The 25,699-nt window shown below is 49.3% G+C and carries 24 protein-coding genes and 1 pseudogene; 12 read left to right on the forward strand and 13 right to left on the reverse strand.

Annotation, left to right across the window (positions count from 1 at the left end; genetic code table 11):
• The 10 genes from A2F46_RS08285 to gatC form a co-directional block, all read right to left on the reverse strand.
• Window positions 1-864 (reverse strand): phospholipase D-like domain-containing protein (locus A2F46_RS08285; RefSeq protein ID WP_231867752.1); only part of this gene is annotated, 864 nt, incomplete at its 3' end.
• Between the two features lie 202 nt (window positions 865-1,066).
• Window positions 1,067-2,542 (reverse strand): 4-hydroxy-3-polyprenylbenzoate decarboxylase, encoded by a 1,476-nt coding sequence (gene ubiD / locus A2F46_RS08290; protein WP_066569155.1) that lies wholly within the window; start codon window positions 2,540-2,542, stop codon window positions 1,067-1,069.
• 20 nt (window positions 2,543-2,562) lie between these two features.
• Complete coding sequence (gene pth / locus A2F46_RS08295) at window positions 2,563-3,138, reverse strand: aminoacyl-tRNA hydrolase (RefSeq protein WP_066569158.1); 576 nt, start codon at window positions 3,136-3,138, stop codon at window positions 2,563-2,565.
• A gap of 42 nt (window positions 3,139-3,180) precedes the next feature.
• A complete protein-coding gene (locus tag A2F46_RS08300) occupies window positions 3,181-3,465 on the reverse strand; it encodes an RnfH family protein (protein WP_066569161.1) in 285 nt (94 codons plus the stop codon).
• A complete protein-coding gene (locus A2F46_RS08305; protein ID WP_156471606.1) occupies window positions 3,455-3,895 on the reverse strand; it encodes a type II toxin-antitoxin system RatA family toxin in 441 nt (146 codons plus the stop codon). The genes A2F46_RS08300 and A2F46_RS08305 overlap by 11 nt, the downstream gene beginning before the upstream one ends.
• Before the next feature lie 15 nt (window positions 3,896-3,910).
• Window positions 3,911-4,918: a DNA polymerase III subunit delta gene (holA, locus tag A2F46_RS08310; RefSeq protein WP_066569164.1), complete on the reverse strand. Its 1,008-nt coding sequence runs from the start codon at window positions 4,916-4,918 to the stop codon at window positions 3,911-3,913.
• The gene (lptE, locus tag A2F46_RS08315) at window positions 4,918-5,397 is read right to left on the reverse strand and encodes an LPS assembly lipoprotein LptE (RefSeq protein WP_066569302.1); all 480 of its coding nucleotides are present in this window, start codon (window positions 5,395-5,397) and stop codon (window positions 4,918-4,920) included. The genes holA and lptE overlap by 1 nt, the downstream gene beginning before the upstream one ends.
• An 83-nt stretch (window positions 5,398-5,480) precedes the next feature.
• A complete protein-coding gene (gatB, locus tag A2F46_RS08320; protein ID WP_066569174.1) occupies window positions 5,481-6,908 on the reverse strand; it encodes an Asp-tRNA(Asn)/Glu-tRNA(Gln) amidotransferase subunit GatB in 1,428 nt (475 codons plus the stop codon).
• 81 nt (window positions 6,909-6,989) lie between these two features.
• Window positions 6,990-8,456 (reverse strand): Asp-tRNA(Asn)/Glu-tRNA(Gln) amidotransferase subunit GatA, encoded by a 1,467-nt coding sequence (gatA, locus tag A2F46_RS08325; protein ID WP_066569305.1) that lies wholly within the window; start codon window positions 8,454-8,456, stop codon window positions 6,990-6,992.
• 130 nt (window positions 8,457-8,586) lie between these two features.
• Window positions 8,587-8,874, reverse strand: a complete 288-nt coding sequence (gatC, locus tag A2F46_RS08330) for an Asp-tRNA(Asn)/Glu-tRNA(Gln) amidotransferase subunit GatC (protein ID WP_066569182.1) — start codon at window positions 8,872-8,874, stop codon at window positions 8,587-8,589.
• A 192-nt stretch (window positions 8,875-9,066) separates the two neighbouring features.
• Here gatC and A2F46_RS08335 point away from each other — a divergent pair, with 192 nt between their 5' ends.
• The 6 genes from A2F46_RS08335 to A2F46_RS08360 are packed head-to-tail and all read left to right on the forward strand — an operon-like array spanning window position 9,067 to window position 15,324.
• Complete coding sequence (locus A2F46_RS08335) at window positions 9,067-10,107, forward strand: rod shape-determining protein (RefSeq protein ID WP_066569185.1); 1,041 nt, start codon at window positions 9,067-9,069, stop codon at window positions 10,105-10,107.
• Between the two features lie 21 nt (window positions 10,108-10,128).
• Entirely contained in the window at window positions 10,129-11,007 is an 879-nt protein-coding gene (gene mreC / locus A2F46_RS08340; RefSeq protein WP_066569191.1) for a rod shape-determining protein MreC, read from the forward strand.
• Complete coding sequence (gene mreD / locus A2F46_RS08345) at window positions 11,004-11,501, forward strand: rod shape-determining protein MreD (RefSeq protein WP_066569194.1); 498 nt, start codon at window positions 11,004-11,006, stop codon at window positions 11,499-11,501. The genes mreC and mreD overlap by 4 nt, the downstream gene beginning before the upstream one ends.
• Window positions 11,498-13,546, forward strand: a complete 2,049-nt coding sequence (mrdA, locus tag A2F46_RS08350; protein WP_066569197.1) for a penicillin-binding protein 2 — start codon at window positions 11,498-11,500, stop codon at window positions 13,544-13,546. Before mreD ends, mrdA begins: the two co-directional genes overlap by 4 nt.
• The gene (rodA, locus tag A2F46_RS08355) at window positions 13,543-14,649 is read left to right on the forward strand and encodes a rod shape-determining protein RodA (protein WP_066569200.1); all 1,107 of its coding nucleotides are present in this window, start codon (window positions 13,543-13,545) and stop codon (window positions 14,647-14,649) included. Before mrdA ends, rodA begins: the two co-directional genes overlap by 4 nt.
• 30 nt (window positions 14,650-14,679) lie before the next feature.
• Window positions 14,680-15,324 (forward strand): MarC family protein, encoded by a 645-nt coding sequence (locus A2F46_RS08360; RefSeq protein ID WP_066569202.1) that lies wholly within the window; start codon window positions 14,680-14,682, stop codon window positions 15,322-15,324.
• A 183-nt stretch (window positions 15,325-15,507) separates the two neighbouring features.
• Here A2F46_RS08360 and argH read toward each other — a convergent pair whose 3' ends face one another.
• From argH to tgt, 3 genes are all read right to left on the reverse strand, one after another.
• Entirely contained in the window at window positions 15,508-16,899 is a 1,392-nt protein-coding gene (argH, locus tag A2F46_RS08365; RefSeq protein ID WP_197457618.1) for an argininosuccinate lyase, read from the reverse strand.
• Window positions 16,900-16,939: 40 nt separating this feature from the next.
• Window positions 16,940-17,365 carry a VOC family protein gene (locus A2F46_RS08370; RefSeq protein WP_066569211.1) on the reverse strand — a complete coding sequence of 142 codons (426 nt, stop codon included), beginning with the start codon at window positions 17,363-17,365 and terminating at the stop codon, window positions 16,940-16,942.
• A 73-nt stretch (window positions 17,366-17,438) separates the two neighbouring features.
• Window positions 17,439-18,554: a tRNA guanosine(34) transglycosylase Tgt gene (gene tgt / locus A2F46_RS08375; RefSeq protein WP_066569213.1), complete on the reverse strand. Its 1,116-nt coding sequence runs from the start codon at window positions 18,552-18,554 to the stop codon at window positions 17,439-17,441.
• Window positions 18,555-18,807: 253 nt separating this feature from the next.
• Between tgt and thrS the strand changes: the two genes are divergently transcribed.
• The 6 genes and pseudogenes from thrS to pheT all read left to right on the forward strand — a co-directional run bounded on the left by thrS (window position 18,808) and on the right by pheT (window position 25,660).
• Window positions 18,808-20,715: a threonine--tRNA ligase gene (gene thrS / locus A2F46_RS08380; RefSeq protein ID WP_066569308.1), complete on the forward strand. Its 1,908-nt coding sequence runs from the start codon at window positions 18,808-18,810 to the stop codon at window positions 20,713-20,715.
• A 20-nt stretch (window positions 20,716-20,735) separates the two neighbouring features.
• Complete coding sequence (gene infC / locus A2F46_RS08385; RefSeq protein ID WP_197457619.1) at window positions 20,736-21,254, forward strand: translation initiation factor IF-3; 519 nt, start codon at window positions 20,736-20,738, stop codon at window positions 21,252-21,254.
• Between the two features lie 217 nt (window positions 21,255-21,471).
• Window positions 21,472-21,669 (forward strand): 50S ribosomal protein L35, encoded by a 198-nt coding sequence (rpmI, locus tag A2F46_RS08390; RefSeq protein WP_066569217.1) that lies wholly within the window; start codon window positions 21,472-21,474, stop codon window positions 21,667-21,669.
• Between the two features lie 12 nt (window positions 21,670-21,681).
• Entirely contained in the window at window positions 21,682-22,038 is a 357-nt protein-coding gene (gene rplT, locus A2F46_RS08395; RefSeq protein ID WP_066569220.1) for a 50S ribosomal protein L20, read from the forward strand.
• A gap of 233 nt (window positions 22,039-22,271) precedes the next feature.
• Window positions 22,272-23,258 (forward strand): phenylalanine--tRNA ligase subunit alpha, encoded by a 987-nt coding sequence (pheS, locus tag A2F46_RS08400; RefSeq protein WP_066569310.1) that lies wholly within the window; start codon window positions 22,272-22,274, stop codon window positions 23,256-23,258.
• Between the two features lie 42 nt (window positions 23,259-23,300).
• Window positions 23,301-25,660, forward strand: a pseudogene (gene pheT, locus A2F46_RS08405) (phenylalanine--tRNA ligase subunit beta).
• Window positions 25,661-25,699 lie beyond the last annotated feature (39 nt).

Consider the following 25,699-nt stretch of genomic DNA (forward strand, 5'->3'; position numbering starts at 1 on the left):
AGTCTCAGAAACAACCGAATGCGGCTGGGATTCAGGCAGCCTGCTTTCAGGCAACTGAGTCGACTTACCCAAGGCTTTAGCCGGATCATCACTCACCAACTGTACCGATGCCCATTCATAAGCTAGGCTGCCTGAAGTCAGTTGCGTCATAAAATCATCTTGGGCATAAGCATTTTGATAAGCAATGGCACGCAATTGACTGAATTTTTTGCGGTCATAAGCCATGTCATTCGTGACGACCGTGGCGGGCTGATGAGGCGAGACAATGCTGCGAAAAGGATAAGCAGAATGACTGTTCCAATAGCGGTCAAAATCGGCTGATACCTGCTCGACAACCGGGCCCACGGCCAACACATCCAAATCCACAAACAAGGTGCCGCTGCCGATATCGAAATACTCATCACCTACATTGCGACCACCCACAATAGTGGCTTGATTATCGGCAGTCATGGATTTATTGTGCATACGCCGATTCAACCGTGCAAAATCAGTAAGGTAGCCCAGCGCCCGCCAATGGCGGTTAACAAACGGATTGAATAAGCGAATCTGAATATTGGGTTCTCGACTCAGCGACAGCAACACCTTATCCATACCCGCGGTATTGTTGTCGTCCAACAGCAGGCGCACGCGCACGCCACGGTGCGCGGCGCGGATGAGCTCATGCAGCAGCAACTGGCCGGAGGTATCGTTGCGCCAAATATAATATTGCACATCCAAGCTGCGCTGAGCGGCACGCGCCAAAGCCATACGTGCAATAAACGCCTCTTGTCCATCGTCCAAAGGGTATATCCCCGACAAAGGCGCATGGGCGGCCACCAGTGCATCGTGGGCGGTAGCCAAAGTAGATGGGAGCTGCGCTGACACGTGTACTGATGTAGGCCTGTTTTGCAAAGAAGGCAGGCTCTGACACCCAACCAACAACATCACGCAGGCCCTCAAAGTCCATATATCGCGCTTACGCCGCTGTATTTGTGCCACGTCACACCCATTGTTCTGTCTAGTGAGTTGCGAGCACGCATGTGCTCATGCATACAGCCCTTCTTTAGGCTGCTTGAAATGCCATGCATTAAAGGCCCAACTGCGACCACAATGCATCTATTTTGGCCACCACAGCAGGATCTTTCTGGATCACACGTCCCCACTCACGTTGGGTTTCACCCGGCCATTTATGGGTGGCATCCAATCCCATTTTGCCCCCCAAGCCGCTCACTGGGCTGGCAAAATCCAAATAATCAATTGGCGTATGGTCGATCAACGTGGTATCGCGCACCGGATCCATGCGAGTGGTAATGGCCCAGATGACTTCTTGCCAATCGCGGATATTAATATCCTCGTCCACCACCACAATAAATTTGGTGTACATAAACTGACGCAAATAGCTCCAACAGCCCATCATGACACGCTTAGCATGGCCAGCATATTGTTTTTTGATGCTGACGATCGCCATGCGGTAAGAGCATCCTTCCGGCGGCAAGTAGAAATCGGTGATTTCCGGAAATTGCTTTTGCAGCAAAGGCACAAATACCTCATTCAAAGCTACACCCAAAACTGCCGGTTCATCGGGCGGTTTGCCTGTATAGGTGCTGTGATAAATCGCATTTTCACGCATGGTAATGCGCTCAACCGTGAATACAGGGAAGTAGTCTTGCTCATTGTAGTAACCTGTATGATCTCCATACGGACCTTCCAGCGCCGTTTCATCTGGATATATCACGCCTTCCAACACAATTTCGGCGCGCGCTGGCACCTGCAAATCGTTGCCGATACAGCGCACCAACTCCGTACGTGACCCCCGCAATAATCCAGCGAACTGATATTCGCTTAAGGTATCCGGTACGGGCGTCACCGCACCCAAGATGGTGGCCGGATCACACCCCAATACCACAGCAACCGGATAAGGCTGGCCCGGGTAAGCTGCTTTGTGCGCTTGAAAGTCCAAGGCGCCACCACGATGCGCCAACCAGCGCATAATCAGCTTATTTTTACCCAACAACTGCTGACGGTAAATACCGAGATTTTGGCGTTTTTTATTCGGCCCACGCGTCACGGTTAGACCCCAGGTCACCAGCGGCGCCACATCATCAGGCCAACAATGCTGAATCGGCAAACGGGTTAAATCCACCTCATCCCCTGCCCACACAATTTCCTGACAAGGCGCTTTTTTCACCACATGCGGTGCCATACTCCACAAGTCTTTCAATAATGGCAGCTTAGCAAAAGCATCTTTAATACCCTTAGGCGGCTCAGGCTCCTTCAAATAAGCCAAGGTTCGGCCAATTTCACGTAGCTGGCTAATGCTTTCTGCGCCCATGCCCATGGCCACGCGCCCAGGGGTGCCGAATAAATTGGCCAGCACCGGAAAATCATAGCGTTGATTATTGCACACAGGATTTTCAAACAATAAAGCAGGCCCTTCAGCACGCAATACCCGGTCAGCAATCTCGGTGATTTCCAGATTCGGCGACACGGCTGCCTGAATGCGTTTGAGCTTGCCTTGTGTTTCCAGCGCAACAATGAATTCGCGCAAATCCCGGTATTTCATGGCCATCCTTTATTTTGTGCTTATTTACTGTGCAAAATCTGCTGGGCAGCTGAAAATTCATCAGCCAAAATCAGGGGCATCACTGTCAGTGATTTGCTCATGGCATCTTCTATCTGCTCCCGCTCTGCCAAGCGCGGCTTATGCAAAACATAATTCACCACTTGTGCACGTTCAGCAGGGTGATCAATGCCCAACCGCAAACGGTAAAAATCAGCTGATCCCAATTGCGCTTGAATGTCTTTTAAGCCATTGTGACCGCCATTCCCGCCACCTTTCTTAAATTTAACCCAACCACACGGAATATCCATTTCATCGTGCACCACCAAAATTTCACTGGGCTGTATTTTGTAAAAAGCGGCCAGCGCTTTGACTGCCGTACCCGATTTATTCATATAGGTATCGGGCTTCAACAGCCACACATCCCCCGTTGACAAAGCAGCCCGCGCCACCTGCCCAAAAAATTTCTTTTCGTCTTTAAAATGGGCTTTCCAATGCCACGCCAATTCATCCACAAAATCGAAGCCAGCATTGTGTCGTGTGTGTTCATACTCGGCGCCAGGGTTACCCAAGCCCACAATCAGTTTCAGCGTTGACATATTTTGTGATTCCTGAAATCGGCAGCATGAGGCTGCCTGAATTTATTTTTGACGAGCACGACGGCGGCGATTTTCCTTGGGATCAATGAGCAATGGCCGATACAACTCCACCCGATCCCAAGATTGCAGAACCACATCATCTGCTATTTTTTTACCGCACACGCCCAAAGGCAATGCCACTAGATTGATATCGGCAAAATACGCGGTCACCTCTTCGCGGGTGAGTAACCCACGTGCCGTGGTACCCACAGGCACTTGGCCCTGCCATAAATATTGACGATCCGCTGTGGCATAGGCTAACTCCACCGGAATGTGTTTATTCGTCATAGCGCCGATCTGCTTCTTGAATAAATGCATCCACCAATGTGGTGGCAATGCGATTGAATACGGGGCCAATCAGCGCCGACAGCACCGCACTGGCAAACTCATATTGCAACCGAAAATCAATTTTACAACCCAAATCGTCTATGGGCGCAAAGTGCCAATGGCCACTTAAAGATTTAAAAGGGCCGTTGAGCAAAGACATGCTGATGTCGGTAGGCCGCGTATTATGGTTGCGCGTGGTAAATGACTGGCGCATTTTCATGTAGTCCATGTGCACCATCGCTTCCAACACATCACCTTCGCGCTTGATAATGTCAGTACCGCTGCACCACGGCAAAAAGCGCGGGTAGTCTTCCACGGTATTGACCAAGTCAAACATGTGTTCGGCGCTGTGCAACACAATCACGCTTTTGTCTACGGTTTTGATGCTCATGTCAAAAATCCTGTTTCAGGCAGCCAAAGACAGCAGTAAATGCCGGGTTTCAGCCCAAGCATCACCCTCTTCAGCCCCTTTAATTTGGCGATCAATGCGCGCACAGGTTTGCAGCGCCAAGAGTAAACGCGGCACACCAATGCGGCGCGCAGCTTGAGGCGCCCAAGTTTGTTTTTCGCCCCACAGACGCAAACTGTTGCGCAACTGGCCCACATTCTGACCTTGTTTGAGCGCTGCGAGCAAACGAATCAAAGTGCGTATATCTTCGCTGATCGCCCAAAGCAACAACACGGGTTCGCTGCCTTCGGCCGCTAAACCATCCAGCAACCGCACCACGCGAGCTGCATCGCCATTCATCCATGCAGCCGCCAATTGAAACACATCAAACCGCGCCACATTGGCCACTGCTGCTTCGGCATCGGCCACACTCACCAAGTGCCCTGCGGGCAAAAGTAAAGCCAATTTATCAATTTCTTGCTTGGCAGCCAGCAAATTACCTTCAACTTTATCGGCAAACAAACGCAAGGCATCGCTTTCAATAGCCAAACCATCGCGCGCCAATCTCGTTTCTATCCATTGCGGCAATGCTGCCAGGGAAACGGCTTTTGCCTCCACCACCGTAGCCACTTTTGCCCAAGCACCAAACCATTTGCTTTGCGCCTGCGCCTTCTCCAATTTGGGTAGCACCAACACCACACAAGTGTCTTCAGGTAGCCTGTGCGCCAGTTGAACTAGGGCTTCGCCCCCTTCTTTACCAGGCTTACCATTGGGAATATGAATTTCCAATAATTTTTTATCGGCAAACAAACCCGCCGACTGAGCCGCTCCCATCAAAGCAGACCAATCAAAGCCATTGTCTACGGTGAATACTTCGCGGTTGTCATAGCCATGCTGTTTGGCTGCAGATCGCAATGCGTCCAGCGCTTCTACGCGCAGTAGATCCTCTTCGCCATGCAGCAAATACGCCGAATGTAGCCCGCCAGCCAAACTTTCATCTAGCTGATGCGTTGACAGACTGGCCATTATTGGGGAGTTGGCAAATAATTTAAGCGACGCACAATTTGCTCGGCTGCATCCTGGCGCATTTCACGCCAGATGGTCTGTTCTTCCTCCTGCTTACCCAACACCATACTGTCTGCATAATCCATATGGCGCTGTACATTTACCAACATGGTGTCACCCAAAGGTTGTCCATTGCGGTATACCTGTACGCTGACATTCAAATCAAGCAAATATTCACTGGTGCTGCCGCTCTGATTCACAGCTGACTCTGTTTTGCGCTGATCCACATTCAACACTTTGACCACTACCTCAGCATCGTTATCGCGTATTTGTACGCCAGGTTGGCGTCGCAAAGTGTTGGTGAGCGCATTTTGTAAGGCTCCACCTTGCACCGACCATATTTGATAAGGCATCGGCGCATCCAACGCCACGGTTCCTTTGAGGTGAAATCCACAAGCAGCCAACAATAAGCTGAACACCACCATCCCATATTTTTTCATGGATAATCCCATCACTATTTTGGTCCACAAGGCCAATACCCTATTTCATGGTTCAGGCAACCTGAACCACCCGAAACCCGACATCAAGCCAGTTTGGCTTTGAGTAACTCTTGCACCTGCTGCGGATTGGCTTTACCACGTGAAGCCTTCATCACTTGGCCCACCAGCGCATTAAAGGCTTTGTCTTTACCAGCCTTGAATTCATCCACTGATTTCTGATTAAGCGTCAACACTTCATCAATGATTTTTTCAATCGCACCTGTATCCGTCATTTGCTTCAAGCCATCGCGTTCAATGATGACATCAGCAGTCAAATCACTGGCCCACATTGCTTCGAATACCTGTTTAGCCAGCTTATTGCTCAAAGTGTTGTCTGCAATCCGCGCCACCAATCCCGCCAAACGCTCAGCTTCAATCGGGCTATCGGCTATTTCCAGACCGTCTTTATTCAATGTCGCTGCCAATTCACCATGCATCCAATTGGCCACCAGTTTACCCTGCCCACACAACTGCGTTGCTGTTTCGAAATAAGTTGCCTGAATGCGACTGGCTGTGAGCAGGCGCGCATCGTAATCTGATACACCATAATCTCGGATAAATCGCGCCGCCATCTCAGCAGGCAATTCTGGCATCGTCGCTTTGGCGGACGCAAACATTTCATCCGTAATGATGACTGGCAATAAATCTGGATCCGGGAAATAGCGGTAGTCATGCGCATCTTCTTTGCTGCGCATCGCCCTCGTTTCGCCTTTATCCGGATCAAACAAACGCGTCTGTTGAATCACTCGCCCGCCATCTTCAATCAGCTCAATTTGACGCGCCACTTCATAATGGATGGCCTGCTCCAAAAACCGAAACGAATTGAGGTTTTTGATTTCACAACGGGTACCAAACTCAGCCTGACCCTTTGGCCGAACCGACACATTGGCATCCATTCGGAAAGAGCCTTCTGCCATATTGCCATCACAAATATCCAGCCAAGTCACCAATCCATGCATGGTCTTAGCATAGGCCACTGCATCTGCAGCAGAGCGCATTTCCGGCTCAGACACAATTTCCAGCAAAGGTGTACCAGCACGATTCAAGTCAATGCCAGTATAATGTTCAAACGCATCGTGTACGGATTTACCCGCATCTTCTTCCATGTGCGCGCGGGTCACATTGATGGTTTTCACCTCATCACCCACCACAATTTCCAATTGACCATGCTCCACAATGGGGTAATCCATCTGGCTGATCTGATAGCCTTTGGGCAAATCCGGATAAAAATAATTTTTACGGTCAAATACATTTTTGCGATTAATGGTAGAGCCCAATGCCAAACCCAGTTTAATGCCTTTATTCACCACCTCTTTATTCAGTACCGGCAACGCACCCGGCATAGCGCAATCCACCACACAAGCGTGTGCATTGGGTGATGCCCCAAACGCCGTAGATGCGCCACTGAAAATTTTGGATTTTGTGTTCAATTGAACGTGGATTTCCAATCCAATGACGGTTTCCCAAGTCATAACACTCTTTCTTTCCTACGTGCAGGTTGCCTGAAAAGCACCTGCACAACTGTCTTTGAATAGTTTTAGTCGAAACAACCCTTAACGTGCATCGGGCACAGGTGGCGCGGCTTGATGCCAATCGCTGTTTTGCTGAATCTGGTGGGCCACATTCAGCAAACGGTGTTCACTGAAGTAATTACCGATGAGCTGCACCCCCACCGGCAAACCGTTTTGTGCAAAGCCAGCAGGCAAAGACATGCCAGGCAAGCCAGCCAGATTCAAAGACACGGTATAAATATCCGACAAATACATTTGCACAGGATCGGTCACGTGGCTGCCCAACTCAGGCGCTGCCGTGGGTGCCACTGGCCCCAAAATCACATCACACTGCTGAAAGGCTGCCTGAAAATCATTGGCCACCAATCGACGCAGTTTTTGTGCTTTCAAATAATAAGCATCATAGTAGCCATGCGACAACACATAAGTACCAATCATGATCCGTCGTTTGACTTCACTGCCAAAACCTTCGGCCCTGCTGTTGCTATACATCTCATCCAAATTATGAAACTCAGCCGCACGATGACCATAGCGCACGCCATCATAGCGCGACAGATTGGTACTGGCTTCGGCCGATGCCAGCACATAATAAGCAGGAATCGACAACTCCGTCTGTGGCAAGTGCACATCCACCACCTGTGCGCCTTGCTTCTTGAGCAGCTCAATGACTTGTTCAATCGCTATCCGCACATCAGGCGCCAAGCCGTCGCCAAAGTATTCTTGCGGCAAACCTACTTTTAAACCGTTAAGCGGCTGACTCAAATCGCGGCCAAAATCTTCAGCTTGGTACGCCAAACTGGTCGAATCCCGCTCATCAAAGCTCACCATGGCATTGAGCAACAAAGCACAATCTTCGGCCGTTTGCGCCATCGGTCCAGCTTGGTCAAAACTCGATGCATACGCCACCATACCAAAACGACTGACGCGGCCATAAGTGGGTTTTAAACCAGTGATGCCGCAATGTGAAGCGGGTTGACGAATGGATCCCCCAGTATCAGAGCCCAAAGCAGCAGGCGTCAAACGCGCCGCCACCGCTGCGGCGGAACCACCGGATGAGCCGCCCGGAACATGGGTCTGTTGCCACGGGTTGCGGGTTACCCCATAAAAAGAGGTTTCGGTGGTTGAACCCATGGCAAATTCATCCATATTGGTTCGGCCCAACGTCACCATCCCGGCATCCAACAAATTTTGGACCACCGTGGCAGTATAAGGCGACACAAAGCTGTCCAACATGTTGCTCGCACAAGCACTGCGCCAACCTTGCTGGCAAAAAATATCTTTATAAGCAATCGGTACCCCAGTTAACAAACTGCCCGTACCTGCTGCCAAACGCGTATCCGCCGCTTTGGCTTCAGCCAGTGTTTGATCTGACTGGGTAAGAATAAAAGCATTGAGGGCCGCATTCTCGGCTTCAATGTATTGGAGATAATCCTGCGCCAATTCCGTGGCACTGATTTTCTTAGCCTGCAGCAAATCACTGCATTGTTTCAAAGTGTATGTTGTATTCATAATTTTCTGGCTATGCGACATTCAGGCAACCTGAACACGCTGTGTATTGACCGAGATTAAAAATAAATGAAGCGCCACCATCGCACTTTCATTCATCAACACTGGTGACGTTAAACCCACCATATACTGACTATTCAATAACCTTAGGTACCAAATACAGGTCTTTGTCTACCAACGGTGCAACTGACTGCAACGCCACATGGTCATCGTGTTCGGTGACGACATCGGCACGCAAACGCAAAGCCACTTCATGTGGATGAGCCATGGGCTCGATTCCTTCTGTATCCACCGCCTGCATTTTTTCCACCAGCGCAAAAATATGATTCAGCTCAGTCAAGGTACTTTCGCGTTCGGCTTCGGACAGATGCAATCGCGACAAACGCGCTATCTTCTCAACATCAACTAATGTTAAAGCCATCAAAAATCCTTAAATATGGTTTAGCAAAACACGCAAACTGGGGTATCATTGCGCGTTCTCATTTGGTTAGCACATTGCGCCGAATTATAACCGAAAACCCCATTTGATGGCGCGCCGATTTCACCCATCCCACGGTGCGCATAACCTGACTACTTAGCCCGGTTGTATTGAATTTCAGCACTAGGATGACTCATGTTCCGCTTCTTGACTCAGTATTTCTCCAACGACTTGGCCATTGATTTAGGCACCGCCAATACCTTAATTTTCATTAAAAACAAAGGTATTGTTCTCAATGAACCTTCTGTGGTGGCCGTACAAAATGACTCCCCCAATGGCAAAAGCGCCATGCTGGCCGTGGGTACCGAAGCCAAAAAAATGCTTGGCCGTACACCCGGCAGCATTCAAGCCATCCGCCCGATGAAAGACGGGGTGATTGCCGACTTCAATGTCACTGAAAAAATGCTCAAGCAATTCATTAAAAAAGTAAATAACAGCCGCTTTGCCGCCGCGCCACGGATTGTGATTTGCGTTCCTTGTGGTTCAACACAAGTCGAACGCAAAGCCATTCGTGATTCCGCTTTGGCTGCTGGCGCATCGACTGTCAACTTAATTGAAGAACCGATGGCAGCAGCCATTGGTGCAGGTTTACCCATTCAAGAACCCACTGGCTCCATGGTGGTTGATATCGGTGGCGGCACCACTGAGGTGGGTGTCATTTCTCTCTCGGGTGTGGTTTACTCTCATTCCATCCGCGTCGGCGGCGATGCTTTTGATGATGCCATCATCAATTATGTTCGCCGTAATTATGGCATGTTGATTGGTGAAGCAACCGCTGAAGAAATCAAGAAATCAATTGGCTCCGCCTTCCCCGGTATGGAAGTCAAAGAAATCGAAGTCAAAGGCCGCAACCTTGCCGAAGGGATCCCTCGAGCGTTCACCATCAGCTCCAATGAAGTTTTAGAAGCCTTAACTGAACCTTTAAATCAAATTGTTCAGGCGGTTAAAAATGCACTGGAGCAAACACCACCCGAACTGGGCGCAGATATTGCCGATCGCGGTTTGGTATTGACTGGTGGTGGCGCTTTATTGAAAGGCATAGACCGTTTACTTTCTGAAGAAACCGGCTTACCCGTCATGATTGCGGAAGATCCATTGACCTGTGTGGCGCGCGGTTCAGGCACTGCTCTGGACATGGTGGGCAAGCTCAATTCGGTGTTTGTTTCCAATCCATAATATCCTCAAGACAGTGCCCTTATGGCTGAGCCTTCTTTAAACTTTATCCAGCACGGACTGCGCCCAACCAGCAAATTGGTGATTTTCACTTTAGCTGCCGTGGCGCTGTTGTTGCTGGATAACCGCTATGACGCCATTCAAAAAGCCAAGTCTTATACCGCCAACGCACTCTACCCAGTGCAATGGTTGGCCAATCAACCTGTGCGTTGGGCGCAACACAGCGCTAATTATCTGCGCAACCAGCATGATTTGCTGCAACAAAATGCCCAATTGAAAACACAAAATGCCCAGTTACAACTGCAATTACAACAAAAACAAGTGATACTGCAAGAATCCACCACTTTGCTGAAATTGCAAAAACTGAACCAGGATGCGTTGCCACAGGCAAAAATCGCGCAAATCATTTCTACTGGTACCAATCCGCTTGCCGAGCGATTCACCATTGATAAGGGCAGCCGTGATCAAGTAAGGATGGGCGATCCAGTCACCGATGAGCACGGTTTAATTGGGCAAATTTCGTCAGTGCAAGCATTCAGCGCAGAGGTTTCATTGAGCACCAATAGCCAAGCTGTTATTCCCGCTATGGTAGCCAGAACCGGCGTGCGTACTCTGGTTTATGGACGCTCAGGCGGTTTGGATTTGCGTTATTTTCCCAGCGATGCCAGCTTACAAAATCAAGACTTGCTGATCACATCGGGCATGGACAGCATCTACCCAGCTGGCATTCCTATTGCCACCATCAGCGCTGTGCAAAAAGGCAATGGCTCACCTTATTACAAAACACAGCTAACCCCTGTGGCCAATTTACTCAGCAGTCGATTTGTCATGGTGATTCCACAAAAAGCCGCCATCCCAACACACCAACCAGCACCAGCTGCTTCCGCGCCAGCCATACAATGACTGATTTTGACAACATTCACCGCCACACTCGCAAGCGCCATATTGCGCTGAGTCTATTGTTGGCTTTATTTATTGATCTTATCCCCATCCCTGAACCAATAAACAGTTGGCTGCCTGAATGCACTGCGCTGCTGATGTTGTATTGGGCGCTCTATCGTCCCCAAAACATCGGTATAGGCGTGGCATTTTTTTTAGGGATCCTAATGGACATCGGTTTGGGCACACCTTTGGGTGAACATGCTTTGGCCTATACCATAGCAGTCTATGTAATCCTACAAAATCAACGCCAAGTCAGCCTCTATCCCTTTGGTCTCCAATCCTTAGCGATCTTGGGTACATTATTGCTGATTCAATGTATTTTGATCGTGGTGACATTCTTCCAGAGCCATCAATTTGCTGGCTGGAGCCTATTGGTGGCGCCGTTTACCAGCGCCTTACTGTGGCCACTACTCAATAAACTGATGCTGTATCTTTCACAGTCTCACCGCCTATGAAAACCCTGCAGTTTCGCACCAAAAACAACAGGCCAAAATCAGGTCGCCGCGCCGACCATGGCTTGCGAGTTATGGTGGCCTTTGCCTTGATACTGATCTGCTTCGGAGTACTCATCGGGCGCTTTGTCTATTTACAAGTGATCAAATATGAAGATTATGTGGCTGCAGCCACAGATAATCGCATTTCATTGATTCCAACGCCGCCTGTACGCGGCGAAATTGTCGATGTTAATGGCGTGGTATTGGCGCACAACTACCCTGCCTATTCACTGGAAATCATCCCCAATCAGGTACCGGGAAAGCTGGATGAGACCATCACTGCCTTACGTGCCTATGTAAACATCAGTCCGGCTGATTTAAAACGATTCCAAAAGTTCCGTGCCGATTTCCGCTCCTACGATAAGGTCCCCCTTAAGCTCAAGCTCACCATGGAAGAGGCCAGTCGACTGGCCGCCCAGCTATATCGCTTCCCCGGTGTGGAAATCAATGCTCGGACCTTCCGTGATTACCCATATGGCTCTCTGATGGCTCATGTATTGGGTTACATCGGACGTATCAGTGACAAGGACATGCAAGCCTTGGATAAGGACAACTTGACTTCTCTATATCGCGGCAGTACCCACATCGGTAAGATGGGTTTAGAAGATTTCTATGAGCGCCAACTGCATGGCACGCCTGGCTATCAAGAAGTCGAAAAAGATGCGCAAGGCCGCATCGTACGCACGCTCAAAACCGTGCCTGCCATATCAGGCAACACTTTGCGGTTATCCATGGACATCCGCATGCAACAAGAAGCAGACCGATTATTGGGTAATCGTCGAGGCGCCATTGTGGCAATAGATCCGCAAACTGGCGGCGTATTGGCGATGGTATCCAAACCCAGTTACAACCCCAATTTATTCATTGATGGCATCGATTCAGATACGTGGAAATCGCTAAATGAAGACTGGCAACACCCACTGATTAATCGCGCCATCCAAGGGCTGTACCCCCCTGGCTCGACATTCAAGCCATTTATGAGCATGGCCGCACTAGAAAGTGGGTCCATCGGTTTTAATACCGTATTGCCTTCTCCTGGGGCTTGGAGCATCCCTGGTAGCACGCACCAATTCCGCGATTCCGTGCGCAGCGGTCATGGCATGGCCAATTTAAGCAAAGCCATCCAAGTGTCTTCTGATACTTTTTTTTATCGGTTGGGCTACCAAATGGGCGTAGATAAAATTTCACCTTATTTGGCCCAATTCGGCTTGGGCCACCCCACTGGTATCGACTTAAACCATGAATACCAAGGTGTATTGCCTTCACGCCAATGGAAAGAAAAACGCTTTGCCAAATCAAAACCAGCGGTGCGCATCTGGCAGCCAGCAGACGTGGTCAGCATGAGCATCGGTCAAGGTTACAATGCCTACACACCGATGCAGATGGCCTTTGCCACCGCCATTTTAGCCAACAATGGCGTAGTCTACCGCCCGCATTTGGTGAAAGAACTATTGGATCACAGCACACGCACCATGACTGTTATCGACCCCAAACCAGTCCGCACATTGCCTTTTAAAAAGGCCAATTTCGAATACGTCAAACAAGCCATGCATAAAGTTCTGCAACCGGGTGGTACCGCCCGGGCAGTTGGGGCTGGCTTGCAATACAGCATGGGCGGGAAAACAGGTACGGCACAAGTTGTGCAAATCAAACAAGGGGCGCGCTATAACGCCGGCGCACTGGCCGTCCAGCATCGCGACCATGCCTGGTTTATTGCTTTTGCACCAGTCGAAAATCCCAAAATTGCCATTGCGGTTTTACTGGAAAATGGTGGTTGGGGTGCTACAGCAGCCCCAGTGGCACGGCAGCTGGCCGACTTCTATTTATTGAAATTAAATAAACTCGAAGCCAATGCTATCCCTGCCCCAGATAATTCAGCTTTGACCAATGATTTAACCAATGATGCGTTAATGGATGCGGCACAACATGCCCAACACATGCAGGCAGCTATTCCGCCACTGTTGCGCGCATTCCGTCCAAACATGGCATCAGGAGTTCAACCATGAGTGCTGATTTACATTGGTTTAAGCAGTTGTGGCAACGCCTTTGGGCCCCCATGGATGTATGGCTGTTTTATGCCATGCTGATTATTTATGTAATGAGTTTGTTTTTGTTGTATTCCGCTGATGGCCAAGATTTTGGTCAATTGGAAAACAAAACCCTACACACTGTACTGAGTTTCGCACTCTTGTGGCTGATTGCCAAAACACCGCCACAGATTCTGAGTAATTTTGCCTTACCCCTGTATGCTTTGGGCGTAGTTATGCTGGTTGGCGTACATTTTTTCGGCATCACCGTGAATGGATCGACCCGCTGGCTGAATTTGGGCATCGCTCGCATTCAACCGTCAGAAATCATGAAAATTGCCGTACCCATGATGGTGGCCTGGTTTTTTCAGCGCTACGAGCTGAATTTGCGCTGGTATCACTATGCCATTGCGTTGGTGCTGATTGTTATTCCCGTGGGTTTGATTCTAAAACAGCCTGACTTGGGTACCGCAACATTGATCATGGCATCGGGCCTGTTCGTGATATTTTTCGCAGGCCTGCCTTGGAAGGTCATCATTGCATCAATTATTGGTTTTGTTGCCGCATTGCCTTTAGTGTGGTCATATGGCATGCACGATTACCAGCGCACCCGCGTACTCACATTGCTGGATCCTACCAAAGATCGGCTTGGTGCGGGTTATCACATTTTGCAATCCATGACCGCCATTGGTTCCGGTGGCATCTGGGGCAAAGGTTGGCTGGGCGGTTCGCAAACCCATCTAGACTACATACCGGAATCCACTACTGACTTCATTTTTGCAGTATTTGGTGAAGAATTTGGCTTAATTGGTAACATTTTGCTGGTGGCCGTCTATACCTTAATTTTGGGGCGAGGTCTGTACATCACGTTGCATGCCCGCTCGCTCTACAGCCGAACCTTGGCCGGAGCCATGACCATGACTTTATTTTGCTATGCTTTTGTGAACATGGGTATGGTCAGTGGTATCTTGCCCGTGGTGGGTGTGCCTTTACCATTGGTAAGCTATGGCGGTACCGCCACCCTCACCATCATGGTCATTATTGCCATCTTAATGAGTATCAGCAACCAACGCCGCCAATAAACCATTGATGCTGGATGATAGGGTTTCATCATGAGCTTTGAAGTAACCAAAATCTTATTGGCCTTTCTGGTATTGATTAACCCGTTGGCCGCGTTAAGCCTTTACTTGGATTTAACAGCCGATTTAAGCGGACGAGAGCGCCGCCGTGTGGCCAAAATTTGTTCCATGAGCGTATTTGTCATCATGGTGGTGGTGACGTTGACTGGTCAATTGATTTTGCGGGCACTTGGCATTTCCATCGGCGCTTTTCAAATTGCTGGCGGCGTATTGGTTTTCTTAATCTCTTTATCGCTGATTGGTGGCAATGCCAACCCAGCAAAACCCGAAGTCAGCAAACAGGCCAGCGATTTAAATATCAATAAACCTTCGGATCTGACCAGCATTGCGGTGGTGCCTTTGGCCATGCCCATGATCATTGGTCCAGGCGGGATATCCACCGTCATGATTTATGCATCCAGCAGCAAAGGCTACCTTCATACATTGGCTATTTTAGCCGCCACCCTCATTATCAGTTTAATCTGCTATTTCACGCTGTGTGCGGCGGCCACAGTCAGCCAAGTGCTGGGTGAAACCGGCATGAAAATCCTTAATCGCGTAATGGGCTTGCTCTTGGCCGCCATCGCTGTTGAAATTATCGTGGCAGGCATCAAAACCCTATTCCCTCATATCGGCTAAATCGGCTTCACCAATACAAATTGATTTTTCGGCTACCGAGATCAGGCTGGCTTCAGCCGTCAAGGTCAATATTGATCACCCTCTTTGAATAGATCGAGTTTATCAGTCTGCGACAAAGTAGCCAGATAAAAAGAGGCTGCCTGAATGTTCAGGCAGCCTACCAAGAACCAAAATAAATAATATTTAAGCTTGATGATGACTTAACACGTCGCGCCAACGGGCTATTTGAGCACGCACTTGCGCCGGCGCAGTCCCACCCAGATGATTGCGGGCATTTAAGCTGCCTTCTGGGGTCAACACCTGATACACATCCTCATCAATCAAATTGGAGAATGATTGCAGCGTTTTCAAGGGTAAATCGCTTAAGTCCACCTTCATGTCTTCGGCATGGCGCACGGCACGCGCCACCACTTCATGGCTATCGCGAAACGGTAACCCTTTTTTCACCAAATAGTCGGCCAAGTCGGTGGCAGTGGCAAACCCTTGCATCACCGCAGCCCGCATGTTTTCTGGTTTCACGGTGACACCACGCATCATGTCAGCATAAATACGCAAGGTATCGATCAATGTATCCACTGTGTCAAACAAGGGCTCTTTGTCTTCTTGATTGTCTTTGTTATAAGCCAACGGTTGAGACTTCATTAGCGTAATCAGACCCATCAAATGACCAACCACCCGCCCTGTTTTACCGCGCACCAATTCTGGCACATCCGGATTTTTCTTCTGCGGCATGATGCTTGAGCCCGTGCAGAAACGGTCAGCAATATCAATGAAGGCAAAACGTGGGCTCATCCAGTAAATCAATTCTTCACTCAGGCGCGAAAAATGAATCATCAGAATCGATGCTGCCGCAGTAAACTCAATAGCAAAATCACGGTCAGATACGGCATCCAAAGAGTTTTGGCAAATGTCTTCAAAGCCCAATAATTGGGCTGTGGTTTCTCGGTTAATGGGATAAGTGGTACCAGCCAATGCAGCAGCCCCTAAAGGCATGCGATTAACACGGTGCCGGCAATCCACCATGCGCTCATAATCACGTCCCAGCATTTCCACATAGGCGAGCATATGGTGGCCGAAGCTCACAGGCTGCGCAACTTGCATGTGCGTGAATCCCGGCATCACCACATCGTGGTTGGCATCAGCCAAGTCAACTAAGGCAGATTGAACGGCTTGAATCAAGTGTGCAATTTCACTGATCTCATCACGCAGCCACAATCGAATATCGGTGGCCACTTGATCATTGCGGCTACGACCAGTATGCAAACGCTTACCAGCATCTCCGATTTTATCGGTCAGGCGGTGCTCAATGTTCATATGAACATCTTCCAAATCCAGAGACCAAGGCAGTTCACCCGTCTTGATTTCCGCCAAAATTTCCGCCATGCCTTGCTTGATGGCCGCCAAGTCATCGGCACTGAGCACCCCTGCCTCTGTCAACATCTGCGCATGCGCTAATGAGCCTTGGATATCCCACGGCGCCAAGCGCTTATCAAAATCAATAGAGCCCGTGTATTGTTTCACCAACTCACTCACCGGCTCATGAAAACGGCCAGACCAGGTTTTTTCTGTCATGATGCATATCCTTGCAATGATTGTTGACCAACCCCAGCTTTATTCAGTCAGGTTCAGATGCGGCTTGAGGTGGTCCTTTTAATTCCACAGTATTACCCTCGGGATCATGCACATAAATCGATGCCCCGAATCCGTCTGCGCCATAGCGGATGGCACTGGGTTCAATGTCATAGCCATATTCAGCAAAATGCTGGCGGATGGCGTCTTCATTAAAAGGTTCGATGCGCAGACATAGATGATCCAAATTGGCGTGCTTTTGCAGAGGCGTCCCGCGATCGCTGCGTCCCAAAGGTGAGCCTATTGGTACCAAATCAATCAAACTATTGCCAGCACGCAATTGAATCAACCCCAAATTACCCAGCTCGCGTTCGCGTGTACAACCCAACACATTTAAATAAAAATCCAGCATGCTGTCTTTGTCTTCAATGCGCAATAAGATGTGATCCAACCCCAAGATGGTAAAGGCCATAAATTCGGTCTCGCTTCGTGTTTCAGGCAGCCTGATAATAATAAAGTGCTATTGTAGCGCAATCGATACGGGACTATTGCGCACCGCGCGCTCGGTTTTCATGGAATTGCGTCTGAAACGCCGCAAATCGGTGTTCCGCGATCGCTTCGCGCATTTCCGCCATCAACACTTGGTAATAGCGCAAATTGTGGATGGTATTCAACTGCGCACCCAAAATTTCACCTACTCGGTGTAAATGATGCAAATAAGCACGACTGAAGTGGCGACAAGTATAACAATCACAGCCTTCATCCAAAGGCCTGGCATCATGTTTGTGCGCCGCATTCTTGATTTTAACATCACCAAAACGGGTAAACAGCCATCCGTTACGTGCATTGCGTGTGGGCATCACGCAATCAAACATATCAATGCCGTTGGCCACACCAAATACCAAATCTTCGGGCGTCCCCACCCCCATCAAATAATGCGGTTTATGTGCGGGCAAAATCGGCCCGACTGCGCGCAACATGCGGTACATTTCAGGCTTTGGTTCCCCCACAGACAAGCCACCGATGGCCAACCCAGGAAAATCGATGGCCTCTAGCCCAGCCAATGATTCTTCGCGCAAATCCTCAAACATTGCTCCTTGTACAATCCCAAATAAGGCGTTGGGATTATTCAGACGTTCAAATTCATTTTTAGAACGCTCGGCCCAACGCAAGCTCATCTGCAATGAAGCCCTGGCAGCAGCCTTATCCACATTGCCATCCGGACATTCATCAAGCTGCATAACAATGTCTGAATTCAATACTGTTTGAATCTGCATAGAGATTTCTGGCGATAAAAATAACTTATCCCCATTGAGCGGGCTTTTAAACGTGCAACCTTCTTCAGTAAGCTTGCGCATTTGGGCCAATGAAAACACCTGGAAACCGCCGGAGTCGGTCAACATCGGTTTCTGCCAGCCAATAAAATCGTGTAAGCCGCCAAATTCACGAATCACATCCAACCCAGGCCGCAGCCACAGGTGGAAGGTGTTACCCAAAATAATTTGCGCTTCAATATCGGTCAAATTGCGAGGGGACATGGCCTTCACCGCACCATAAGTTCCAACCGGCATGAATACCGGTGTTTCTACGGTGCCGTGGTTTAATTGCAAAGTACCGCGGCGCGCATGGCCATCAGTGGTGTGTAGGGTAAAGTTCAACATAAAGCGACAAGTATTTTCATTTGAGCGCGCTATTATAACGGAAAGCCGTGGCTTGGGTGTGACACACAAACCGAACTTGCCTTGCCAAGCAAAATTCAAATCAGCTAAAATAGACACTTTCGTCCATTTGACGTAGTGCGGGTTGCTGCACCACAAAATCAAACCATGGAGACGAAAGCCACGCTATCCCAGAGTGGCGCTACAGCGCATTTAGGCTGCCTGAATGCATTCGGTTTTGAATGTCGGAGTTTGCATGTTAAACATCACCTTGCCCGACGGCTCTGTCCGTCAATTTGAAGCACCCGTAACTGTTGCTGCGGTGGCTGCTTCCATCGGTGCGGGCTTAGCCAAAGCCGCCATTGCCGGTAAAGTTAATGGCAAACTGGTAGACACATGCGATCCCATCATGGCGGATGCGCACGTGTCCATCATTACCGCCAACGACAAAGAAGGCGTAGACATCATTCGCCACTCCTGCGCACATTTGGTTGGTCATGCAGTCAAGCAGCTCTACCCCAGCGCCCAGATGGTGATTGGCCCCGTCATTGAAGATGGTTTTTATTACGACATTCAATACGAACGCCCTTTTACGCCCGAAGATATTGCGGCCATTGAAAAGCGCATGAAAGAATTAATTGCGCAAAATTATGACGTGGTTAAAAAAATGACCCCGCGCGCGGAAGTGATTCAGATTTTCCAAGCGCGACATGAAGACTACAAGCTACGCTTGATTGAAGACATGCCTAACGAAACAGCCATGGGTTTGTATTTCCACCAAGAATACGTAGACATGTGTCGCGGCCCACACGTCCCCAACACCCGTTTTTTGAAAAATTTCAAGCTTACCAAGCTTTCCGGTGCATACTGGCGCGGAGATGCCAACAACGAACAGCTACAACGTATTTATGGCACTGCATGGGCCAATAAAGACGATTTAAAAGCCTACATCCAGCGTATTGAAGAAGCTGAAAAACGCGATCACCGCAAACTGGGTAAACAACTGGATTTATTCCATTTGCAAGACGAAGCGCCTGGCATGATTTTTTGGCACCCAAAAGGCTGGTCTTTGTGGCAAACTATTGAACAACACATGCGCAATGAGCTCACCGCCGCAGGCTACCAAGAAGTCAAAACACCAATGATCATGGATCGTAGCCTGTGGGAAAAATCAGGACACTGGGCCAATTACCAAGAAAACATGTTCATCACCGAATCAGAAAAACGTGTCTATGCCGTTAAACCGATGAACTGTCCAGGACATATCCAAATTTTCAATCAAGGTTTGCGCTCATACCGTGATTTACCCATGCGATTGGCCGAATTCGGCTCTTGCCACCGCAACGAGCCATCAGGCGCATTACATGGCTTAATGCGCGTGCGCGGATTCACCCAAGACGATGCGCATATTTTCTGCACGGAAGACCAAATTGTCTCGGAAGCGCGTGCATTCAACGAATTGGTGATGCGCATTTATACCCAATTTGAATTCCATGATGTTTCTGTGAAGCTGTCGCTGCGCCCCGAAAAGCGCGCGGGTTCAGACGCCATTTGGGATAAGGCAGAACAAGGCTTGCGCGACGCACTCACTGCTTGCGGCGTCACTTGGGAAGAATTACCGGGTGAAGGCGCATTCTACGGTCCCAAAGTGGAATACCACATTAAAGATGCCTTGGGCCGTTCATGGCAGTGCGGCACCATTCAATTAGATTTCGTGCTGCCTGAACGGTTGGATGCCGAGTATGTAACCGAAGACAATGGTCGTGCGCGCCCTGTGATGCTGCATCGCGCCATTCTGGGTTCGATGGAACGCTTTATTGGCATCTTAATTGAACACTACGCCGGTGCTTTCCCTTTGTGGCTTGCTCCCACACAAATGGTGATCATGAACATCACTGAAGCTCAAGCCGACTATTGCCGCGCCATTGCCCAGCGCCTTACCGCAGAAGGCTTCCGCGTGCAATTGGACTTGCGCAATGAAAAAATCGGCTACAAAATCCGCGAACACAGTTTGCAGCGTCTGCCCTATCAAATTGTGATTGGCGACAAAGAAAAACAAGAGAACAAGGTTGCTGTCCGCCAACGCGGCGGCGAAGATTTGGGCCAGTTGGGCATGGATGATTTCATTGCTCATCTGAAACAACAAACTTTGTCACTTCATTAACCCAAATAAGGAGTACGGTCATCGCACAAGAACGCGAAGCACGCATCAACGGTGAAATCACCGTTAAAGAAGTGCGTTTAATTGGTCCCGCTGGTGAACAGCTGGGCGTGGTTTCCATTCAAGAAGCCATTAAGTTATCAGAAGAACACGATGTGGACTTGGTGGAAATCGCTCCCACTGCCACTCCGCCCGTTTGCAAACTCATGGATTTCGGCAAATACAAATACGAACAATCCAAGAAGCGCGACGAAGCACGCAAAAAACAAAAACAGGTACAGGTGAAAGAAATCAAATTCCGTCCCGGTACCGATGATGGCGACTACAACATCAAAATGCGCAACATCACCCGCTTTTTGGGTGACGGCGACAAAGTCAAAGTCACCTTGCGCTTCCGTGGCCGCGAAATGGCACACCAACATTTGGGCGCAGAATTGCTGAAACGCATTCAAGCTGATTTGACCGAAGTGGGTGCCGTTGAGCAATTCCCGAAAATGGAAGGCCGCCAAATGGTGATGATGATTGGCCCCAAGAAAAAATAAGCCGCACCACGCAATACTGTTTCAGGCAGCCCACATAAATCAGGCTGCCTGAAACTTGTTTTGCATTGGCAAAGCTGATACAATCTTTCGCTTCGCACATTAACCGCATGGTGCGGAGTTGCAGGAATATTGCGGTAAAAACCGTGGTGTCTGGGTATTTAAGCGTTCATCTATAGAACCACCTTACGCCAAATCAAACAACAAATGGAGTTTTCCCATGCCGAAAATGAAATCCAAATCGAGCGCCAAAAAACGCTTCAAAGTATTGGGTAACGGTGGTGTGAAGCGCGCGCATGCGTTCAAGCGTCACATTCTCACCAAAAAAACCACCAAAAGCAAACGCCAATTGCGTGGCACCTCCATGGTGCACGAAACCAATATGGTGTCTGTTTCTAAAATGTTACCCTACGCTTAAGGAGTTTAAACCATGCCTCGCGTAAAACGCGGTGTTACCGCACGTGCTCGTCATAAAAAAGTATTAGCTTTAGCCAAAGGCTACCGTGGTCGTCGCAAGAACGTCTACCGCGTTGCCAAACAAGCGGTGATGAAAGCCGGTCAATATGCCTACCGTGACCGTCGTCAACGCAAACGTCAATTCCGTCAATTGTGGATTGTGCGTATTAACGCGGCCGCTCGTGAAAACGGTTTGTCTTACAGCAAATTTATGAATGGCCTGAAAAAAGCCACCATTGAAATCGACCGCAAGGTATTGGCCGATTTGGCTGTATTCGATAAAGCAGCCTTTACTCAATTGGCTAACCAGGCCAAGGCTGCACTGGCTTAAAACCTGTATTAACCAATTAAAAAGGAAACTGCGGTTTCCTTTTTTTATGGGCGCGCGCAAGGTGCCATCAACACATAAGCACTGTATTTATGTGTGTTTTCGCGTTAAAATACAGCCACTTTTTGCCAACAGCAGAAGGGTTTTGTGTGTTGCGGCAAAACTGCTGAAATTCAGCTGCTTTGCCCCAGCACACCTTTTTTGTTTTCACTTTCTCAATAAAGACAACCACCATGATGGAAAACGCCAACCGCATCGCCGCTGAAGGCATTGCTGCCGTGGGCGCGGCCGACGACTTGCAAGCATTGGAATTGGTTAAAGCTCGGTATTTGGGCAAAACCGGCGAACTAAATGCCTTGCTCAAAAGCTTGGGACAAATGCCCCCCGATGAACGCAAAACCGTGGGCGCCCACATTAATGAATGCAAAAACCAATTTCAGGCAGCCTTTAACACCAAACGCGATGCACTGAATGAGGCTAAACTGCAAGCGCAATTGACGGCAGAAGCTTTGGATGTCACCTTACCTGGTCGCGGCCAATCCGTAGGCGGGTTGCACCCAGTTACCTTAACGTTACAGCGGATTGTGACTTTATTTCATGGGATGGGCTTTGACGTTGCCGACGGCCCAGAAATCGAAGATGATTTCCACAATTTCCAAGCCCTAAACATCCCCGAAAATCACCCTGCACGCGCCATGCAGGATACATTTTATGTGGAAAATGGCGACGTTTTGCGTACCCATACTTCGCCCATTCAAATCCGCTATATGCTCGACAAAAAAGAGCCGCCCATCCGCATTATTGCGCCAGGTCGCGTGTATCGTGTTGATTCTGATGCCACTCATTCCCCTATGTTTCACCAAGCTGAAGGGCTATGGGTAGAAGAAGGTGTGACCATGGCTGATCTAAAAGCGGTGTTCACTGATTTCATCCGCCGTTTTTTTGAGCGAGATGATTTACAAGTTCGCTTCCGCCCTTCTTTCTTCCCATTTACAGAACCTTCCGCCGAAATCGACATCATGGGTGAACGCGGTTGGCTGGAAGTGGGCGGCTGCGGCATGGTTCATCCCAATGTACTGAAAAATGTCAATATCGACCCAGAAAAATACACCGGCTTCGCCTTTGGTATTGGCCTAGACCGCTTCGCCATGCTGCGCTATGGCGTCAATGACTTGCGCCTGTTTTTTGATAATGATTTGAATTTCTTAAAGCAATTCAAATAATTCAGGCAACATCACCTTCATTAAAAGAGTTTCGAGAACATCATGCAATTTTCTCAACATTGGTTACATACTTGGGTGAATCCCGAATTATCCGCCACAGAATTGGCTCATTTGCTGACAATGGCAGGCTTAGAAGTCGAAGATACCTTGCCCGCCGCGCCCGCGTTTACAGGGTGGTGGTCGCGGAAGTTAAATCGGTGGAAAAGCACCCTGATGCCGACCGCTTAAATGTGACCCAAGTGGACGCAGGCACCGGTGAATTGATTCAGATTGTTTGCGGAGCACCTAATGTAGCACCCGGCATCAAGATCCCGTGTGCCTTGCCCGGCGCAAAACTGCCAGGTGATTTCAAAATTAAACCCACTAAAATGCGCGGGCAAGTTTCCAACGGCATGCTCTGTTCCGCACGCGAGCTGGGGCTGCCTGAAGATGTAGACGGCTTAATGATTTTGCCAACAAGCGCTACTGTGGGCACCGACATTCGTGATTATTTGGATTTAGATGATGCGTTGTTAACGTTAAAAATCACCCCCAATCGCGCAGATTGCCTGAGCATCAAAGGCATCGCGCGAGAAGTAGGCGCACTCACGCAAAAGCCCATCCAACCTATTGCCATCGAAGACGTAACCGCCTCCATCAACGCCATACAACCCGTGCGCATTGATGCACCGAAAGACTGTGGCCGGTTCCTAACTCGGGTGCTTCACGGTGTCCATGCACAGGCCAAAACGCCTTTTTGGCTACGTCAACGGCTGGAACGCAGTGGCTTACGTAGTGTGAGCGCATTGGTAGACATTGGTAATTACGTGATGCTGGAATTGGGCCAGCCCATGCACGTATTTGATGCCGATAAACTTTCAGGCAGCTTAATCGTACGCCGCGCCCAAAATGGCGAAACCTTGGCTTGCCTCAACGACAAAACCGTTACCCTGGTAGACGATACCTTAGTGGTGGCTGACGAAAAGCAAGTATTGAGCATTGCCGGATTAATGGGCGGTACAGCCAGCGCTGTTGATGGTGATACACAAAATGTGGTTTTAGAGTGTGCCTGGTTTGCACCTGCACGCATTGCCGGCAAATCGCGTCAATATGGATTTGGCTCTGATTCTTCATTTCGCTATGAACGCGGCGTGGATTATCAATTGCAGCAAGCCGCTTTGGCACGCGCCACCTCGCTGATTACCGAAATTTGCGGGGGCACCGTGGGTCCAGTGACCGAAGCCTTGGGCGAATTACCAGCGGCGCACAAAGTCAGCGTGCGCACCGAGCGCGTGGCCAAAGTATTGGGGGTTCCCATTGCCGCCGAACAAATCCACACCATACTGGACCACTTGGGTTTGTCTCCGGTACCTACCTTTGATGGCTTTGAAGTCACTGCACCCAGTTTCCGTTTCGACATTGAGATCGAAGCTGATTTGATTGAAGAAATTGGCCGCGTGTATGGTTATGACCGAATCCCTGGCAACCACACCAGCGGCACTTTGGCAATGACACGGCTGCCTGAAACACAGAAACCGCTGTTTTCGGTCTACCACCAATTGGCCATGAGTGGCTATCAAGAAGTAGTGAGCTATGCGTTTGTGGAAGAAGCCTGGGAAGCCGATTTTGCCAACAACCATCATCCTATTCGTCTACAAAACCCCATTGCCAGCCAAATGAATGTCATGCGATCCACTTTATTTGGCGGCCTGATTCAAATTTTGCAAAATAACCTCAATCGCAAACAAGAGCGCGCACGCTTATTTGAGGTCGCACGGGTATTTCACAAACACAGTAATGGCACTTACATCCAGACCAAAAAAGTGGCCGGCTTGGCCTATGGCACAGCACTACCAGAACAATGGGGAACGCCCAGCCGCCCCCTTGATTTTTACGATATCAAAAGTGATGTCTTAGCACTTCTCGACAAAACCAATGTCCGCTTTCAGGCAGCCCAACATCCTGCATTGCACCCAGGCCGTACTGCTGAGCTGCTGATCGACAACCACGTAGTGGGTGTCTTAGGGGAATTACACCCCAACTGGCAGCATAAATACGACCTGCCTCAAGCGCCCATGCTGTTTGAGCTGGATTTAGATACCGTATTAACCGCCACCAAAGTCCATCACCAACCAATATCCAAGTTTCAGCCAGTACGCCGTGATTTGGCATTCGTATTGCCTGAAGCGGTATTGGGTCAACAATTGCTTGATGCCTTATCACAAGCGGCTAATGCACACGTGCAACACTTGGATATATTTGATGTGTACCGCGGCCAAGGCGTGCCAGATGGTCACAAGAGTATGGCCATTAAGGTCTTGCTGCAAGACATGACACACACGCTTACCGACGCAGAAGTGGATGCAACCATGCAAAAACTCATCACTGCAGCAGCCACCATCGGCGCCCAATTACGCGCCTAAACCACCTATTTGCATTCACTGAGCGCGCAAATTGGCGAT

The sequence above is a fragment of the Snodgrassella sp. CFCC 13594 genome (assembly GCF_001590725.1).
Taxonomy (GTDB): domain Bacteria; phylum Pseudomonadota; class Gammaproteobacteria; order Burkholderiales; family Neisseriaceae; genus Snodgrassella.